The sequence below is a fragment of the Pararobbsia alpina genome (genome assembly GCF_965118125.1).
GTDB classification, from domain to species: Bacteria; Pseudomonadota; Gammaproteobacteria; order Burkholderiales; family Burkholderiaceae; genus Pararobbsia; species Pararobbsia alpina_A.
The window spans coordinates 1785459-1802314 of the sequence record NZ_OZ221287.1 but is presented as its reverse complement, the minus strand read 5'-3'; the positions used below and the strand labels follow the sequence as shown (position 1 = coordinate 1802314).

11 protein-coding genes are annotated in these 16856 nt (G+C 64.6%); 6 read left to right on the top strand and 5 right to left on the bottom strand.

Annotated features, from left to right (window positions below; genetic code table 11):
- Window positions 1-48: 48 nt before the first annotated feature.
- The 4 genes from glgX to treY are packed head-to-tail and all read left to right on the top strand — an operon-like array spanning window position 49 to window position 9813.
- Window positions 49-2532, top strand: coding sequence for a glycogen debranching protein GlgX (gene glgX / locus ACMFWR_RS07800; protein WP_413194426.1), 2484 nt, complete (start codon window positions 49-51; stop codon window positions 2530-2532).
- A 26-nt stretch (window positions 2533-2558) separates the two neighbouring features.
- Window positions 2559-4637 (top strand): malto-oligosyltrehalose trehalohydrolase, encoded by a 2079-nt coding sequence (treZ, locus tag ACMFWR_RS07795; RefSeq protein WP_413194425.1) that lies wholly within the window; start codon window positions 2559-2561, stop codon window positions 4635-4637.
- Complete coding sequence (gene malQ, locus ACMFWR_RS07790) at window positions 4634-6991, top strand: 4-alpha-glucanotransferase (protein ID WP_413194424.1); 2358 nt, start codon at window positions 4634-4636, stop codon at window positions 6989-6991. The genes treZ and malQ overlap by 4 nt, the downstream gene beginning before the upstream one ends.
- A complete protein-coding gene (treY, locus tag ACMFWR_RS07785) occupies window positions 6988-9813 on the top strand; it encodes a malto-oligosyltrehalose synthase (RefSeq protein ID WP_413194423.1) in 2826 nt (941 codons plus the stop codon). The genes malQ and treY overlap by 4 nt, the downstream gene beginning before the upstream one ends.
- A gap of 47 nt (window positions 9814-9860) precedes the next feature.
- Here the strand turns inward: treY and ACMFWR_RS07780 are convergent, their stop codons facing one another.
- Window positions 9861-10661: a sensor histidine kinase gene (locus ACMFWR_RS07780; RefSeq protein ID WP_413194422.1), complete on the bottom strand. Its 801-nt coding sequence runs from the start codon at window positions 10659-10661 to the stop codon at window positions 9861-9863.
- Window positions 10662-10796: 135 nt separating this feature from the next.
- Between ACMFWR_RS07780 and ACMFWR_RS07775 the strand changes: the two genes are divergently transcribed.
- On the top strand, window positions 10797-11138 hold the full coding sequence (locus ACMFWR_RS07775) for an FKBP-type peptidyl-prolyl cis-trans isomerase (protein WP_413194421.1): 342 nt from the start codon (window positions 10797-10799) through the stop codon (window positions 11136-11138).
- Between the two features lie 8 nt (window positions 11139-11146).
- Entirely contained in the window at window positions 11147-11935 is a 789-nt protein-coding gene (locus ACMFWR_RS07770; protein WP_413194420.1) for a helix-turn-helix domain-containing protein, read from the top strand.
- Window positions 11936-12038: 103 nt separating this feature from the next.
- Here the strand turns inward: ACMFWR_RS07770 and ACMFWR_RS07765 are convergent, their stop codons facing one another.
- The 4 genes from ACMFWR_RS07765 to ACMFWR_RS07750 all read right to left on the bottom strand — a co-directional run bounded on the left by ACMFWR_RS07765 (window position 12039) and on the right by ACMFWR_RS07750 (window position 16841).
- Entirely contained in the window at window positions 12039-13256 is a 1218-nt protein-coding gene (locus ACMFWR_RS07765) for an O-succinylhomoserine sulfhydrylase (RefSeq protein ID WP_413194419.1), read from the bottom strand.
- Window positions 13257-13612: 356 nt separating this feature from the next.
- Window positions 13613-15163 (bottom strand): amidophosphoribosyltransferase, encoded by a 1551-nt coding sequence (purF, locus tag ACMFWR_RS07760; RefSeq protein ID WP_413194418.1) that lies wholly within the window; start codon window positions 15161-15163, stop codon window positions 13613-13615.
- Window positions 15164-15262: 99 nt separating this feature from the next.
- Complete coding sequence (locus tag ACMFWR_RS07755; protein ID WP_413194417.1) at window positions 15263-15757, bottom strand: CvpA family protein; 495 nt, start codon at window positions 15755-15757, stop codon at window positions 15263-15265.
- A gap of 76 nt (window positions 15758-15833) precedes the next feature.
- Window positions 15834-16841, bottom strand: a complete 1008-nt coding sequence (locus ACMFWR_RS07750; RefSeq protein ID WP_413194416.1) for an SPOR domain-containing protein — start codon at window positions 16839-16841, stop codon at window positions 15834-15836.
- Window positions 16842-16856: the final 15 nt, after the last annotated feature.

Genomic DNA, 16856 nt, shown 5'->3' with positions numbered 1-16856 from the left:
GCGGCGCCTTGCCGGATATCCGGCACGGGCCCCAGAGGGTGATGGCAAATGAGTGACGTCGATCCTGCCGCAGCTGCGCGGCAATCCGCCGGAGCTTCAAAACACGCGCACCATCGCGGTCATCCGTTCGCGGACCGGCTGCTTGCGGGCGCGCCCTATCCGCTTGGCGCGACCTGGGACGGGCTCGGCGTGAACTTCGCCGTCTTCTCGGCGAACGCCGACAAGATCGAGCTCTGCGTCTTCGACACGGCAGGCCGCAAGGAACTGGCGCGCTTCGCGATGCCCGAGTGCACCGACGAGATCTGGCATGGCTACTTGCCGGGTGCGCAGCCCGGCATGCGCTACGGGTATCGCGCGTATGGCACGTATCACCCGAAGCAAGGCCTGCGCTTCAATCCGCACAAGCTGCTGGTCGATCCGTATGCGCGTCAGTTGTCCGGTCCGGTGCATTGGTCGGACAGCCTGTTCGGGTATCGGCGCCAGTCGAATCGTGTCGATCTGTCGATGGACCGGCGCGACTCCGCGCCCGCCGTGCCCAAGTCGATCGTGACGGCGGAGTCGTTCGACTGGTCGCTCGATCGCAAGCCTAATGTGCCCTGGACCGACACCGTCATCTACGAAGCGCATGTCCGCGGCGTGTCGATGCTGCGCGACGACGTGCGGCCGCCCGAGCGCGGGACGTTCGCCGCACTCGGCGAACAGGCGTTTATCGAGCACCTGAAGCGTCTCGGTGTCACCAGCCTGGAGCTGCTGCCGATCCACGCGTTCGTCAACGACCGGTTTCTGCTCGCGCGCGGACTGCGCAATTTCTGGGGCTACAACACGTTGTCGTACTTTGCGCCGGAGACAAGCTATCTGTCCGGCGGCGATACGAACGAATTACGCGTCGCTGTACGCCAGCTTCACGCCGCCGGGATCGAAGTGCTGCTCGATGTCGTCTACAACCACACCTGCGAGGCCGACGAACTCGGTCCGACGCTGTCGTGGCGAGGTCTCGACAATGCGAGTTACTACCGGCTCGTCGAGGGCGATGAGCGCCATCAGGTCAACGACACGGGCTGCGGCAACACGGTCAATGCGGCGCACCCTCGCGTGCTTCAGATGATCATGGACTCGCTGCGCCACTGGGCCACGTCGTACAACATCGATGGATTTCGCTTTGATCTCGGCTCGACGCTGGGACGTGAAGCGCATGGGTTTGATCCCGGAGCCGGGTTTTTCGACGCGGTGCGCCAGGACCCGGTGCTCAACCGGCTCAAGCTCATTTCGGAGCCGTGGGATATCGGACCCGGCGGCTATCAGGTCGGCCACCACCCGCCAGGCTGGGCCGAATGGAATGACCGCTTTCGCGACGGCGTGCGCCGTTACTGGCGCGGCGATGCGGGGCAGCGTCCCGATCTCGCAAGCCGGATCACGGGATCGGCGGAGATGTTCAATCATCAGCACCGGCGTCCGTGGGCGACGGTCAATTTCATCGCCGCGCACGACGGGTTCACACTCGCCGATGTCGTCGCGTACAACGACAAGCACAACGAAGCCAACGGCGAAGACAACCGCGACGGGCACAACGAAAACTGCAGCGCCAACTGGGGCGTCGAAGGCACGACAGACGACCCGGAGATTCTGGCCGTACGCGCACGGGTCGCCCGCGCGATGCTCGCAATGCCCTTTATTTCGCTCGGCACGCCGATGCTGCTTGCGGGCGATGAGTTCGGGCGTACGCAGTCGGGCAACAACAACGCGTACTGCCAGGACAATGTCGTGTCGTGGGTCGACTGGCGTTCGGCAAACAAGCCAGAAAACGTCGTGCTCACGCAATACACCGCGTACCTCGCGCGTTTACGTCGTGAGCACTACCTGCTGCGCGAACCGCGTTTTCTCTATGGCGACCGGGACGTGCTGCCGGGGGTGCGCGATATCGAGTGGTTCAACGTCGACGGTCAACCGCCGACCGCCGAGGAGTGGCAGGACCCGAACGAACGCGTGCTCGTATGCCGGCGCGCCGGCCCGGCGAGAGCGCCCGAGAGCGGTCGCGCGGGTTGGCGCAATGAAGGACGTTATGACGAGCGTGATGACACGCGTGGCGATACGCGTGACGAAGGCGGTGATGCAAGCCGTGCCGACCCGGCGGATACCGATGTACTGCTCATGATCTTCAACTCTCAGCGCGACGCCGTCACGATCACGCTGCCCGCGCCGGCGCTCGAGTGGGACCTGCTGCTCGACAGCGCGGAGCCCACCGGCATGCGAAGCCATGACGCGACGGATCCCACTCGCGGCACGGTGAGCGTCAACGCGCAAAGCGTCGTCATCTATCGGGCACGAAATCCGCTGAGCCTGCTCAATGATTGGCTCGACACGCACGCAACAACGCCGGAGGCGTCGGAATCGACACCGCGGACACCGCGTGAATCCGCGCCGGACGCAGCTGAAACCGAACGATCCGATCCAGCGAAAGACCGCACGGAGCGCGTGACAGCCGGCGACGTCTTCGCGGACAGCGACGCGCCCCGCGACCCCTCTGTCGAGTGATGCAGCCCGTCTTCTGGAACGCAACCATGTCAGAACGTGCAGTTGATACACAGAAGCATCATCACCGTCATATGTTGCCGTTCGGCGCTCAGCCGCTTGGCAACAATGAAACCTGCTTTCGTTTCTGGGCGCCCTCGCGCAACAGCGTGGAGCTGGTAGTCGACGGACTCGCACCGATTGCGATGTCGCCGACTGTCGAGGGATGGTTCGAAGCGACCGCGAAGTGCGGACCCGGTGCACGCTATCGCTATCGGTTCGACGATGGGCTCGAAGTCCCCGATCCTGCGTCCCGCTTTCAACCCGACGATGTGCACGGCCCGAGCATGGTCATCGATCCGAGCGCCTATCGTTGGTCGAATACGGACTGGCGTGGACGGCCCTGGACCGAAACGGTGCTCTATGAAGTGCACGTCGGCGCGATGGGCGGATATCGCGGCGTCAGCGCAAGGCTGCCCGAGCTTGCCGCGATCGGCGTCACGGCGATCGAACTGATGCCGTTGTCCGACTTCTCGGGGCGGCATAACTGGGGTTACGACGGCGTGCTGCCGTTTGCGCCCGACTCGGCTTACGGCACCCCCGACGAGCTCAAGGCCTTGATCGATGCGGCGCATGGATTCGGGCTTCAGGTGTTCGTCGATGTGGTCTACAACCACTTCGGCCCGGACGGCAACTACCTGCTCAGCTATGCAGCGCCGTTTTTCAAGGAGGGGACCCATACCCCATGGGGACCGGCGATCGATTTCGATCATGCCGAAACCGGACAGTTCTTTATCGAAAACGCGCTGTACTGGATTCACGAATACCGGATCGACGGCCTGCGCTTCGATGCAGTTCACGCGATCGGCAATACCCAGTGGCTCAAGGACATGGCCGAACACGTTCGCCGATCCGCCGAATATGACCGGCACGTTCACCTTGTCCTCGAGAACGAGGCCAACGAAGCCAGTCTGATGACCCGCACGCGCGGTCACGTCTGTCACTTCGACGCGCAATGGAATGACGACGTTCACAACACGCTGCACGTCATGCTCACGGGCGAAACGGAGAGCTATTACGGCGCGTATGCGCAGGCGCCCGCACGCAAGCTCGCTCGCGCCCTGGCCGAAGGCTTTGTCTACCAGGGCGAGCCTTCGCCGATTCATGATGATCGTCCGCGCGGGGAGCCCAGTGCGGAGTTGCCGCCGACGGCCTTTGTGTTCTTTTTGCAGAATCACGATCAGATCGGCAATCGCGCGATGGGCGAGCGGTTGACGCTGCTGGCCCATCACGACGCGTTACGCGCGGCAATCGCGCTGATGTTGCTTTCCCCGCAAATTCCGCTGCTTTTTATGGGCGAGGAAGCCGGCAGCACACAACCCTTCCTCTTCTTCACGGACTATGAAGGCGATCTTGCGAACGCAGTCCGCGAAGGCCGCCGCAAGGAATTCGCGAAGTTCTCGGCGTTTTCAGACCCGCAGCGACGCGCCGATATTCCCGATCCGAACGACCTGGCCACGTTCCAGCGTTCCGCGCGCGACTATCTGCGCGACGATGTTCATGTCCAATCTGAATCCGGCACCGATACAGATAGCGGTGCCGACTCGCAGACGGAAGCCGATACGGATGCGGATAGGGCGACGATGACCCCGCGCGAGTGGCGGCACTTCTATCAATCGGCGCTCGCCGTGCGCCACAAGCTGCTGATTCCCAGACTCGAGCGCACGCGTTCGCTCGGCGCACAGGTGCTCAACGAACCGCCTGCGCCCGATGGGGAAACCGCAGCACTCATGGCCGCACGCCGCGCAGCGCCGGTATCGGGAGCGGCGGTATCGAGTAAGACGGCAAACGGTAGCGGCGAGTACGGCGCGCGCGTATCCCGCGGCAAAGGCGGTGGTGTGCGCGCGCAATGGCAACTTGGCGACGGCGAAACGCTGACGATCGCCGTCAACCTCGGCGATACCGAACTGTCGCTTGGCGATATGCCACCCGGCCGGATCATTTTCGAAACGCCCGATCGCGTGCGGGACCATCTCGACGCCCATCGCCTGCCCGCCCACGCGGCAGTCGCATGGTTAACGGGCGATCTGCACGGATTTGTCCGCGCCCATCCGGAGGCCAGCGCATGACTGACACGCAACGCCCCCCACGCGCGGCAAGCAGCAAGCTGCTCGTCGAGCTCGCCGAACGCGCGGGCATCGAGGTCGAGTGGGAGAACGCCCAGCATCTGCCGCAGCGGGTCAACGACGACGTGCTGCGCGTGCTGCTCGAGCGTCTAGAACTGCCGTGCGCAAGCACCTCGCAGGCTCGCGAGTCCCTCGCTCTGCTCGATGCCGAGCAGCGGCGCACGCATGTGCCGAAGCTCATGACAGCCGAAGTCGATCGCGCGATTTCATTCTCGGCGTCCGCGCACAAGTCCGGCACGCGTTACCGGATCGATCTCGAGCAAGGCGGCGTGATCGAAGGCCTGCTCTCGGTGCCCAAGGGCGAGCCGGCCATTCTCGCGCCCATTACGGAAACGGGATATCACACGCTGACGATCGACAATCGCCAATGCACGCTGGCGGTCGCACCGCGCCACTGCTATAGCGTGGCCGATGCAATGAACAGCGCCGCGCGTGCACAGTCCGGACGCGGCTGGGGGGTGGGCGTCCAGCTCTATGGCTTGCGCGAGCCGGGAGACGGCGGCATTGGGACGTATTCGGCACTGGGTCATGTCGCTCAACATCTTGGCAAGCAAGGCGGTGATGCATTGGCGATCAGCCCGGTGCATGCGATGTTCTCCGCGCAGCCCGACAAGTTCAGCCCTTACTCGCCCTCGAGTCGTCTGTTCCTGAATGTGTTACATATCGACCCGGTCGAGGCATTCGGACAGGAACCCGCGCGTGCCGCCATTCATGCGCTCGGACTGGAAGGCACACTCGCTGAACTCGAAGGACTGGCGCTGATCGATTGGCCGCGCGCGGGCCGCGCCCGCCTCGCGATCCTGCGCAGGCTCTTCGATCAGATGCGGGAGGGCCATTTCGGCGAGGCGCCGTTGGCCGAACTCGACGCGTTTCGTCGCGACTACGGCAAGCCCCTCGAAGATCACGCGCGCTTCGAGGCGATTCAGGCCGCGTTTCTCGCGGAATCACCTGACGCCGGCTACTGGCGGAACTGGCCTGCCGCGTTGCGTGATCCCAATAGCGCGGCAGTGACCGAGGCCGTGGCGTCTATGCCGCACGAGGTCACGTTTCACGCGTTTCTTCAATGGCTCGCCCATCGGGGTCTTGCACGTGCACAAGCCGACGCGCGCGCGGCCGGCATGGCCGTCGGACTGGTCGCCGACCTGGCCGTCGGCTGCGACAGTGCGGGCAGTCATGCATGGGGCTACCCGCGCGAGATGCTGCAGGGCGTATCGGTCGGCGCGCCGCCCGACCTCTTCAATCAGGTCGGACAGGCGTGGGGCCTGACGACCTTTTCCCCGCGCGGCATGATCAACCAGGGCTTCAGCGCGTTTCTCGACATGCTGCGCGCGTCGTTCCGACATGCGGGCGGCGTGCGTATCGATCATATTCTCGGCCTGCGTCGCCTGTGGCTCGTGCCGGACGGCTCCTCGGCACGCGACGGAGCCTATCTGCACTATCCGTTCGACGATCTGCTGCGGCTGATCGCGCTCGAATCGTGGCGACACCGTGCGATCGTGATCGGTGAGGACCTCGGCACCGTTCCCGGCGGGATGCGCGAGCGACTGTCCGAGAGCGAGCTGCTGGGTATTCGCGTGCTCTGGTTCGAACGCAAGAAGGACGCGCCCGACACCGCAGCCACGCCGACGACGGCGACACCCGCTGAAGCCGCTGCGGACCGGGTCGCAGACGGTATCGACGACAACGTAACGCAAAAGCGCTCGACGGAGATGCCCGCCGATGCAACGCCGAAGCACGGAGTGGATACGCACGCGGACGCGCCGGCCCAAATGAGGGGTACGCCGGCGACTATTCCAACGCCCGTTCCCGTCGAGCGCTTTATCGCACCGGACCGCTGGTCCGCGCATGCGGTCGCGACGACCACGACACACGACCTGCCGACGGTCACCGGATGGTGGGCCGGCGACGATATCGACTGGCGCAACCGGATCGGCCAGACGGCGAAGCTTCCCGACGGACAGGACCCTGTCGCACTCGCCCATCTCGAACGCAAGCGCGATCGTACGCTGCTCTGGGAGGCGTTTCAGCAAACGGGCATTGCACCTGCGGATGCCGCGCCGCCCGAGCAGCCTCCCGTTGACGAGGCGCTCGCCTATATCGCGAAGACACCGGCTCCGCTCGTGATCTATCCGCTCGAGGATCTGCTCGGCCTCGCCGACCAGCCGAACCTGCCCGGATCGATCGACGAACATCCGAACTGGCGACGCCGCGTTGCGGCGCCGTTCGACGCATTGCTCGAGCAGCCGACGCTGGCTGATCGCGTGCTCGCCATCCGCCAATTTTTCCCACGCTCATGACTGCCCTGCGCTCGACGGTCCGCCTCCAGTTTCATCGCGACTTTACGTTCGACGATGCGGCGGCGCTCGTCGATTACTTTGCCGCGCTCGGCATCAGTCACGTCTATGCGTCACCCATCACGACGGCGCAACCGGGTTCGACGCACGGGTATGACACCGTCGACTATTCGCGTGTCAACGAAGAACTCGGCGGCGAGGCCGCGCTGATCCGGCTGGTCGAGCGTCTGCGCACGCACGGCATGGGATTGATTGCGGACTTCGTGCCCAATCATATGGGCGCGGGCAACGCGCACAACGCATGGTGGCTCGATATCCTGACGTGGGGCCGGCATAGCGAATTCGCGCGCCATTTCGACGTGGACTGGCATTCGCCCGACCCGGCGCTCCGTGGCAAAGTGCTTGCGCCGTTTCTCGGCGGCGCATACGGCGATGAGTTGCAAGCCGGCCATATCCGCCTCGCATGGAGCGCGCAACGCGGGCAGTTTGTCGTTGAGTATGGCCCGCATCGCTTTCCGATCTGCCCGACGGATTACGTCGCCATGTTTCGACAAGGCGAGCTGTCCGTGCTCGCGCCGCTCGTCGAAGCCTTCCAGGACCTCACGACACAACCCGAGGACCGCTCGCGCGCCGTCGCCGCACAGCGCACCTTCCGTACCTTTGCGGCGGTGCCGCGGCATACGTCCGCGCTCGACTCGGTGATCGCCGCCTATGCGGCCCCCGAGGCCTTGCATCGCTTGCTCGAACGCCAGCACTTTCGGCTCGCCTCGTGGCGCACGGCGGCCGACGAGGTCAACTGGCGGCGCTTCTTCGATATTTCGTCGCTGATCGGCATGCGCGTCGAACGTCCCGACGTATTCGAAGCGATGCACGGACTCGTGCTGCGCCTCTATGGCGACGGCATCATCGACGGGCTGCGCATCGATCACGTCGACGGGCTGGCCGAGCCGCGCGAGTATTGCCAGCGGCTCCGCCAGCGGATGGACGCATTGCAGGGCCAACGCCCGGCAGCGCTACGCGATATGCCGCCTGTGCTGGTGGTCGAGAAGATCCTTGCTCACGATGAACCGATGCGCGACGACTGGCAGGTCGATGGCACGACAGGCTACGACTTCATGAATCAGGTCGGCATGTTGATGCACGACGCATCGGGTGCCGCACCGCTCGACGCATGGTGGGCCTCGCTACAGGCGGCGTCGACCGCGACGCTCGAAGAGCAGACCTTGCGCGCCAAGCGTCAGGTGCTCGCCGAAAACCTGGCCGCGGAAGTCGACCGGTGCGCACGCGCATTGCACCGGATCGCGCGAGACGACATCACGACGCGCGATTCGACCTTCGCGTCCATCAAGCGTGTGCTGATCGAGTACGTGGTGCACTTCCCCGTCTATCGGATCTATCCGGAGAACGGCCTGCGCAGCGTCGAAGACAATCGCTTCTTCGATCGCGCTCGCGAGGCGGCACGCGCGGCGCTGCGCACCGCCGATCATGCCTTGCTCGAACGGCTCGACAGCTGGCTCGGCGGTGCGCCGATGCCGGGCGCCGACCCGGGTTCGGCGAGTGCCCCGGGATACCCGACGCCGGCCGGCTCGCATCGGCGTGCCGCGCTGATTGTGTTCTCGCAGCTCACGTCGCCGACCGCCGCGAAGTCGATCGAAGATACCTTGTGCTATCGCTATGGGCGCTTGCTGTCGCGCAATGAAGTCGGCGCGAATCCGGCACAGCTCGCGATGTCGGTGGCGGACTTTCACACGACCCTGCAGCAGCGAGCGCGCGATTTCCCGCGTGCGTGGCTCACGACCGCGACGCACGATCACAAGCGGGGGGAAGACACGCGCGCACGTCTGGCGGTGCTCAGCGAAATTCCCGAGAGATGGGCGTCGGTCGTCGCGGCATGGAGCAAGCTCAACGCGCAGCACAAAGCCGATGGCGGGCATGGTGCGAGTGTCGCAATCGGGCCGGAGGCCACGGTCGAATCGATGCTGTATGAGGCCCTTGTGGGCGCATGGCCGCCGGAGCTTTCCCCCGGTGATGCGCCGGGGATCCAGGCGTTCGCGGATCGCATGGCAGGCTGGCTCGAGAAGGCGCTCCGCGAGGCCAAGCTGCGCACCGACTGGTTTGCGCCCAACGTCGATTACGAAACGGCGTGCCAGCGCTTCCTTCAGGCGATTCTTTCGTCCGACCGGCCGAATCCGTTTGTGCAGGAGCTCGCTCAGTTTGTCGATGCGATCGCACCGGCCGGCGCGATCAACAGCCTCACGCAAACGCTGATGCGGGTCTGCGGGCCGGGCGTCGCCGACCTGTACCAGGGCACGGAACTGTGGGACTTCTCGCTCGTCGATCCGGACAACCGTCGCCCGGTCGACTTCGCGAAACGGCGGGCCTTGCTGGCCGCACTCTCCGATGCGTCACCCGCCGCGCGGGTCGCCCAATGGCGCGACGGCTCGGTCAAGCTCGCGTTGATACAGCGCGCGCTCGCGTTGCGTGCCCATCGGCCGGGGTTGTTCGTGGGCGGCGACTACATCCCGCTCGAGATTCAAGGTCCGATGGCGGCGCACGCCATCGCCTTCGGCCGTATCGATCCGGCAAGCGGTGACGTCGCCGTCGCCGTGGCGACCCTGCTGCCGGGCGCCATTCTCGGCGCCGCGTCGACACCGCTCGTCAACGCGGCGGATTGGGGGGAGACGTCGATCGCCGTGCCCGAAGCGCTGCAGCGCGCGACCGTCGATATCGCATCGGATCGTCAGCTCAAACCGGCTCCGATGCGCTTGCTGAAGGATCTGCTCGCCACGTGCCCGGTCGCTTTGCTGACGAACCCGATCAGCTGAGCCTGGTTTGAGTTTGGTTTGAGCCTGGTTTGAGCCTGGTTTTGAGCCTAGTCGCGGCTCGTCAGCGCAATCACCATCGTGATCGAGAGTTCGCCGGCCTCGTCGTGAGGTTCGATCGAACACTGGCCGCCATGGGCTTCGGCCACCCGTCGCGGCAAGGCGAGATTCTGCTCGAGCACCGAACGCTCCAGCGCAGGTGCCGCCGTAGTCAGCGTCGTGATGCAGTTGCCCTGCTCGGTCGTCACGCGAAGCACGCGCACCGTGCCCGGCGTACCGATCGCAGCCAGCGACGCCGCGTTGTCGGCCGCCGCCGCGGCCAGTTCGTGCGCATACGCGAGCATGCACCACCACGCCTGCCAGATGCGCTCTGCATCGACGGACACTTCGCGGGATTCGCCATTCCATTCGAGCACGATCTCGCCGCCGCCCTGCGTCAGGCGCGCGTTGGCGATAGCGTCCTGGCAAAGCGCCTCGAGCCCGACCGGGCGGCGCGCGATGACCAGATGGCGCGTGGCCATGCGGGGCGCGTCGATAATCTTTTCGATCAGCGATACCTGCTGCTCGACGCCCGCGCGGATCCCGGCGAGCGCGCGACCAATCGATGCGTCCGCTTCGCCGAGCTTGCGCTCGAGCACGTGGGCCCACGTATGAATCGCGTTGAGGGGGCCGCGCAGATCGTGTGAGGCGGTCGACAGCACCTGATCGCGGGCAAATACCTGCGACTCGGCGCGCACGCGCGCAGCGCGTTCGTGTACGAACGCAAGATCGGAAGACGTGGCGTCGGGTGCGCCACCGGACGTCACATTCTGCTGTGCGCCCGTGGTCGTTGACCGGGTATCGGAACTCATGTCGGAAGCAGTCGTGGATTCAGACAAGGCGAAAGCCCTCGCTAGAACATCGTTTAGCAGATTATAGGGGCGACGCTTACAGTTCTGTACGTCCGCTGAGTTACCATGGCGGATCATTTTGAGGAGGCGCCAATAATGGCTGCAATTACGACCGATTCCGGTTTGAAGTATGAAGACCTGACCGAAGGTGACGGTCCTGAAGCAACGAAAGGCGCCATGGTCAGTGTTCACTACACGGGCTGGCTGACCGACGGACAGAAGTTCGATTCGAGCAAGGATCGCAACGAGCCGTTCTCGTTCCCGCTCGGCGCGGGTCACGTGATTCGCGGCTGGGACGAAGGCGTGCAAGGCATGAAGGTCGGCGGCGTGCGCAAGCTGACGATTCCGCCGCAACTCGGCTATGGTGTGCGCGGTGCCGGCGGCGTCATTCCGCCCAACGCAACGCTCGTATTCGAAGTCGAACTGCTCGGCGTCTGAGTCCGATCATGGCAGGCAGTGCGCTGACCTATGCTTCGCCCGTCGTCACGGTGCGCAGCTACGATGAAGTCAGCGCGAGCGACGCGCATGATAGCTATCACCAGATCGCGCTCGGCATCGAGGGCGGTCTCGAGGTGGAAGTCGACCACCTCGCCATGTGCGTCGCGCCTTCACTTGGCGTGATTATCCCGGTCGGTGCGCGCCATGATTACCTCGGGATCGGCACCAACAACCGGCAACTGATCGTCGACGTCCCCGTCGATGCACTCACCTTGCCGCGGCGGATCTTCGATCGCCCCTCCGTGATCCCCATCGACGCGGAATTTGCCTCATGGGTCGGCAAGCTCGCGTCACTGCGCGACAGCACGGATCGCTTTGCGCATTGGCAAGCCACCGCACGCTTGTGTGACGTCGTGCTCGAACGCATGCAAGGCGCGGGTCACGCGAATACCGACCGCTTTACGCTGTCGCGCGTCGATGCGTATTTGCGCGCCCATCTCGCCGAGCCGCTGTCCATTCCCGGCCTCGCCTCGTTTTGCGGTTGCGGCGTGCGCAGTTTCCACGACCGCTTCGTCGCGGAGTTCGGCATCACGCCGCATCGGTATCTGCTGCGGTTACGCGTCGAGCATGCAGCACGCATGATGAGCGAACGTCAGCGCAGTCTCGCCGATATCGCCATGGCGTGCGGCTTCACCGATCAGTCTGCACTGACTCATGCGTTCTCGGCGCGGTTCGGCGTCACGCCCGGCAAGTGGCGCAACGCGGAGCGCAGCGACGGCAAGACTCGCGGCGCCTGAGCCGCTAAAGCTCAAACGCGGCGCCAAGGCCCGGCCGCCGCGTTAAGACCACTTCCATTGCCGCTGCACGCCGAACTGCCTCGGCTGCTAAACATCGAGCGCGTCAGGCTAGTCCGCGCGCGAGATCGTTACAGATGTCCTGCGGATCCTCGAGCCCGACCGACAAACGAATCACGCCTTCCGTGACACCCGCGGCAGCGCGCGCCTCAGGCGTCACGCGAGCGTGCGTCGTGCTCGCCGGATGCGTGATCGTCGTGCGCGTATCACCGAGATTGCCGGTGATCGAGCACACCCGCGTCTGATCGATCACGCGCCACGCATTCGCGCGTTGCGCCTCGGGCGTGTCGCCGTGCAACTCGAATGCGACCAGCGCGCCACCGGTCTTCTGCTGACGCATCGCCACCTCGTGTTGCGGATGCGACTTGAGCGACGGATACCAGACACGCTTGATCGCGGGTTGCGTCTCGAGCCATTGAGCGATCGTGAACGCATTCGCCGACTGGCGCTCCATGCGGATCGGCAGCGTCTCGAGGCCACGCAGCATCAACCACGCATTGAAGGCAGACAGCGAGGGGCCCGTGGTGCGCACGAACACAAACACCTTGCCCATGACGAAGTCGCGCTTGCCGATGATCGCGCCGCCGAGCACACGGCCCTGGCCGTCGATGTACTTCGTCGCCGAGTGCACGACGACGTCGGCACCGTGTTCAAGCGGTCGCTGAAGCGCCGGCGAACAGAAACAGTTGTCGACGACGAACAGCGCATTGGCTTCGCGTGCAATCTCACCGACTGCACGGATGTCCGACACTTCGGTCAGCGGATTCGACGGCGTCTCGAGAAAGAACAGACGCGTATTCGGCTGCACCGCCGCGCGCCACGCATCGAGATCGTTCGGGTCGACAAACGTCGTCGTGATGCCGAAGCGCGAAAACACCGTTGAAAACAGGTTCAGCGTCGAGCCGAAGATGCTCCGCGAGCTGACGATATGGTCGCCCGCATTGCACGCGCTCATCACGATCGACAGGATCGCGCTCATGCCCGAGGCCGTCGCGATACAGGCCTCGCCGCCTTCGAGCGCGGCAAGACGGTCCTGCAGCATCGTGACCGTCGGGTTCGTAAAGCGCGAGTAGGTGAAAAAGTCTTCCGAGTTGGCAAAGCGTTCGGCCGCTTCCGCCGCCGACTTGAAGCAAAAACTCGACGTCAGGAACAATGCCTCGGCATGCTCGTTGTATTCGCTGCGCTGCGTGCCCGCGCGTACGGCGGCCGTATCGAAACCGAGTTCGTCAAAGTTCAATGCTTCGCGCTGGGTCTGGTCGTCCATGTTTCCGGTCCTTAAAAAGCAAAAGCCCGCTTTGCAGTCATGCAAAGCGGGCTTGAAAACTCGCGCCGGGCGGATTCGTGCGGCCCCGGCGGCTCCTCGCTTTAGCTGGTTCGGAGCCTGAGCTCCCGCGTCCGCAAGCTGATTCAAATCTACGCGTGGGGTCGATAGTAGCACGTCGCACCCAAGACGCGCGATGCCCATGACTTCCCCTGATCGCGGCATGTCGTTCAGCACAAACAACAACGGCATCGGACCTCAAGGTACCGATGCCGTCGGGATCATGCTGGTGCAACGCGCCACCAGGGACGCTGCTTGGGCCGCTGCCTGAGACGCCCACTCAGGGCGTCGCAGGACGCTTACGCCGACAACTGCAGGTGCAGTTGCGAGCGCACCGGGGGTTCAGCGTCGTGGCTGCCGTCGCCGGTGGGGTCACGGTCATTCTGCGCAGCCGGCAACAACCGAGCCTGCTCGATGCGGTCGAGATAACCGTCCGTGATATCGCCCGTGACGTAGTTGCCGTCAAAGCACGAAGCCTCGAAGTCCTTCAGCGCGGGATTGATATCGCGCACTGCGCGCTTCATGTCCTCGAGATCCTGATACACGAGGTAATCCGCGCCGATGAGCTTCGCGACTTCTTCGTCGGTACGGCCATGCGCAACGAGCTCGCCGCGCGTCGGCATGTCGATACCGTAGACGTTCGGGAAACGAACCGGCGGTGCGGCCGAGGCGAAGATCACTTTGTTCGCGCCCGCGTCGCGTGCCATCTGCACGATTTCCTGGCTCGTCGTGCCGCGCACGATCGAGTCGTCGACGATCAGCACGTTCTTGCCCTTGAACTCGACGCCCATCGCGTTGAGCTTCTGGCGCACCGACTTCTTGCGCACAGCCTGGCCCGGCATGATGAAGGTGCGGCCGACGTAACGATTCTTGAAGAAGCCTTCGCGGTATTCGACACCGAGCTTGTTCGCGACCTGCATCGCGGCCGGGCGGCTCGAATCGGGAATCGGCATCACGACGTCGATCTCGACATCGGGCAGTTCGCGCTTGATCTTCTCGGCGAGATAGTTGCCCATCAGCAGACGCGCGTTATACACGGGCACGCCGTCGAGCACCGAATCCGGACGTGCGAGGTACACGTATTCGAAAATGCACGGGTAAAGCGACGGATTGTCCGCGCATTGCTGCGAGCTGATATTGCCGTCGAGATCGATAAAGACCGCTTCGCCGGGTGCCAGATTGCGCACGAACTCGAAACCGATGCCTTCGATCGCGACCGACTCCGAAGCGACGATCCATTCAACGCCATTCGCCGTTTCCTGCTTGCCGAGCGACAAGGGGCGGATGCCGTGCGGATCGCGGAATGCGAGCAGGCCGTAACCGGCGATCAGCGCGACGATTGCGTAGGACCCTTTCACGCGCTTGTGCACGCCATTGACCGCCTTGAACACCGTGTTGGCGTCGAGCGACAACTCCGTGCTCGTCATCTGCAGCTCGTGCGCGAGCACATTGAGCAGCACTTCCGTGTCGGAGTTCGTGTTCAGATGCCGGCGGTCGATCCGGAACATCTCTTCCTTGAGCTGTTGCCAGTTCGTGAGGTTGCCGTTGTGCGCAAGGATGATGCCGTACGGCGCGTTCACGTAGAACGGCTGCGCTTCTTCCTCGCTCGACGCGGAACCTGCCGTCGGATAGCGAACCTGGCCGATGCCCGTCGTGCCGGGCAGCGATCGCATGTTGCGCGTGCGGAACACGTCGCGGACCATGCCGTTCGCTTTGTACATGTGGAAATTGCTGCCGTTCGCTGTTGCGATGCCGGCCGCATCCTGACCCCGGTGCTGCAGGAGCAGCAAGCTGTCATAGATCAGCTGATTGACGGGAGATTTCGCTACTACGCCTACGATGCCGCACATGGCACGTCCTTCTAGTGAACCGAATCCTTCACGTCGCGCTTGCCCCGGCAATTCAGACCTTGTGCATGCAAATGCCCGCACGGGCATTCGTCCAACAACTCAGTAATGCACATAGGCCGCCACCGGATCCGGCAAGAGCGGCTTCAATCCGCGCACGCCCTGCTCGGCATAGGGCCGCAGCAGTCCATTGCGCCAAAATTCATGTTGAGGCAAGGTCGTGAGCCCCGCGAGTGCCACGATCAGCAGCACCAGCAAGACCCCGCGCGCGAGCCCGAACACCATGCCCAGCGAGCGATCCACCGCCCGCAGCCCCGTCGCTTCAGTGACCCGGTTGGCCAGCGCGGCCAATACACCGATCACGAGCATCGTGGCGACAAAGAGCAGCCCGAAGGCTAACAGCAATTGCGTCATCTCGCCGCCGGGCCATGTCGATGGAATCCAGCTGGCGACCTCTCCAACATAGTGCCTCGCGACGAGAAATGCGATCACATATCCCGCCAGCGCAAATATTTCTGCGAGCAGCCCGCGCCACATGCCACGCAGCGCCGACAGCCCGATCACGATCATGACCGCGTAGTCGAATCCGGTCAGCATCGCACCGGTCTCCGACTCGCGTCAGATGCGATGCGCACGTTTGCGCCCCGCTTCGACACGCCCACCCCAGGCCGCATCAGTGGCCCGCGTTAGCGTTGGCCGCGTCGGTCGGCGCCTCCACCGTGCGCACCTTGCGCACTGCCGCTTCCGCCGCCGCCCGGTCCACAAACGGGCCCGCCCGCACCAGCACGCGATCGGTACCGTCATCCTGGCGCGCGTGCTGCACATATGCGGGCACACCCGCCGCTTTCAACTTGACGACCCAGGCTTGTGCCGGGGCGTCGCTCGCAAACGAGCCGATCTGGACGACAAAGTGGCTTCCGGCCGGCGGCGCATCGTTGGCCGTCGGCGCCTTGGCCGCGGTCGTCGCTTCGCTCTTGCCGGCCTGGTCGCCGCTGCTGTCCGTGCTGCTTGTGGTGTTCGTGGCGGTCGTCGCAGCGGTGCCTGTTCCGCCTCCGGTCGTTCGCGCTGCCGGCGCATTCGAGGTGGCTGCGGTGGTCGCATTGCCCGACGATGCACCCGCCGATTTACCCGCAGACTTCGTACCCGTGTTTGACGCATTGGCAGCGTTGGCCGACGCCTTCGCGCCTGCGCCCTGAGTCGCGCTGCTGGCCGGGCCGACGCCGGCGACGCCTGCCGTAGCCGGCGTAGACGCGCCCGCCGCAGGTCCGGTGTTCGGGCCGTTGTCGTCGTCAGCCGCCTCGTAGGCCGCGGTCGAACCCGCTGATGCCGACGCCGCGCCCGGGGCCGGGGCGTCGTCGTGCGCGGGAATCTCGATGGCAATGCCGTCGGTCGCGGGCTTCGGATGGGAGTCGAGCACCATCGGAAGAATCACGACGGCGGCGAGCACGAGCGCAATCGCGCCAATCAGGCGGCGGCGCGCGCGTTGCTTTTCGGGAAGGGTCGGATCCAGCATGTTCGCGTCGGCCGGCTCGCTCTGGCGCCGGCGGCGAAATCCCTCGGTCTCGGCCCGCTCGGCGCGATCCGCGCCCCGCCGGCTCGTGCGCCCGGTGCTGCCGGACGGATTGCTGCCACGCCCAGACGTCGTCGAGGCGTCTTTGTTGCCGAAGGAAAAAAGGCCCATATTGGCTGCGTGGAT

Bases quoted from the DNA above. Each gene is read 5' to 3' on its own strand.
- glgX (WP_413194426.1), top strand. From the start codon at position 49: ATGAGTGACGTCGATCCTGCCGCAGCTGCGCGGCAATCCGCCGGAGCT.
- treZ (WP_413194425.1), top strand. From the start codon at position 2,559: ATGTCAGAACGTGCAGTTGATACACAGAAGCATCATCACCGTCATATG.
- malQ (WP_413194424.1), top strand. From the start codon at position 4,634: ATGACTGACACGCAACGCCCCCCACGCGCGGCAAGCAGCAAGCTGCTC.
- treY (WP_413194423.1), top strand. From the start codon at position 6,988: ATGACTGCCCTGCGCTCGACGGTCCGCCTCCAGTTTCATCGCGACTTT.
- ACMFWR_RS07780 (WP_413194422.1), bottom strand. From the start codon at position 10,661: ATGAGTTCCGATACCCGGTCAACGACCACGGGCGCACAGCAGAATGTG.
- ACMFWR_RS07775 (WP_413194421.1), top strand. From the start codon at position 10,797: ATGGCTGCAATTACGACCGATTCCGGTTTGAAGTATGAAGACCTGACC.
- ACMFWR_RS07770 (WP_413194420.1), top strand. From the start codon at position 11,147: ATGGCAGGCAGTGCGCTGACCTATGCTTCGCCCGTCGTCACGGTGCGC.
- ACMFWR_RS07765 (WP_413194419.1), bottom strand. From the start codon at position 13,256: ATGGACGACCAGACCCAGCGCGAAGCATTGAACTTTGACGAACTCGGT.
- purF (WP_413194418.1), bottom strand. From the start codon at position 15,163: ATGTGCGGCATCGTAGGCGTAGTAGCGAAATCTCCCGTCAATCAGCTG.
- ACMFWR_RS07755 (WP_413194417.1), bottom strand. From the start codon at position 15,757: ATGCTGACCGGATTCGACTACGCGGTCATGATCGTGATCGGGCTGTCG.
- ACMFWR_RS07750 (WP_413194416.1), bottom strand. From the start codon at position 16,841: ATGGGCCTTTTTTCCTTCGGCAACAAAGACGCCTCGACGACGTCTGGG.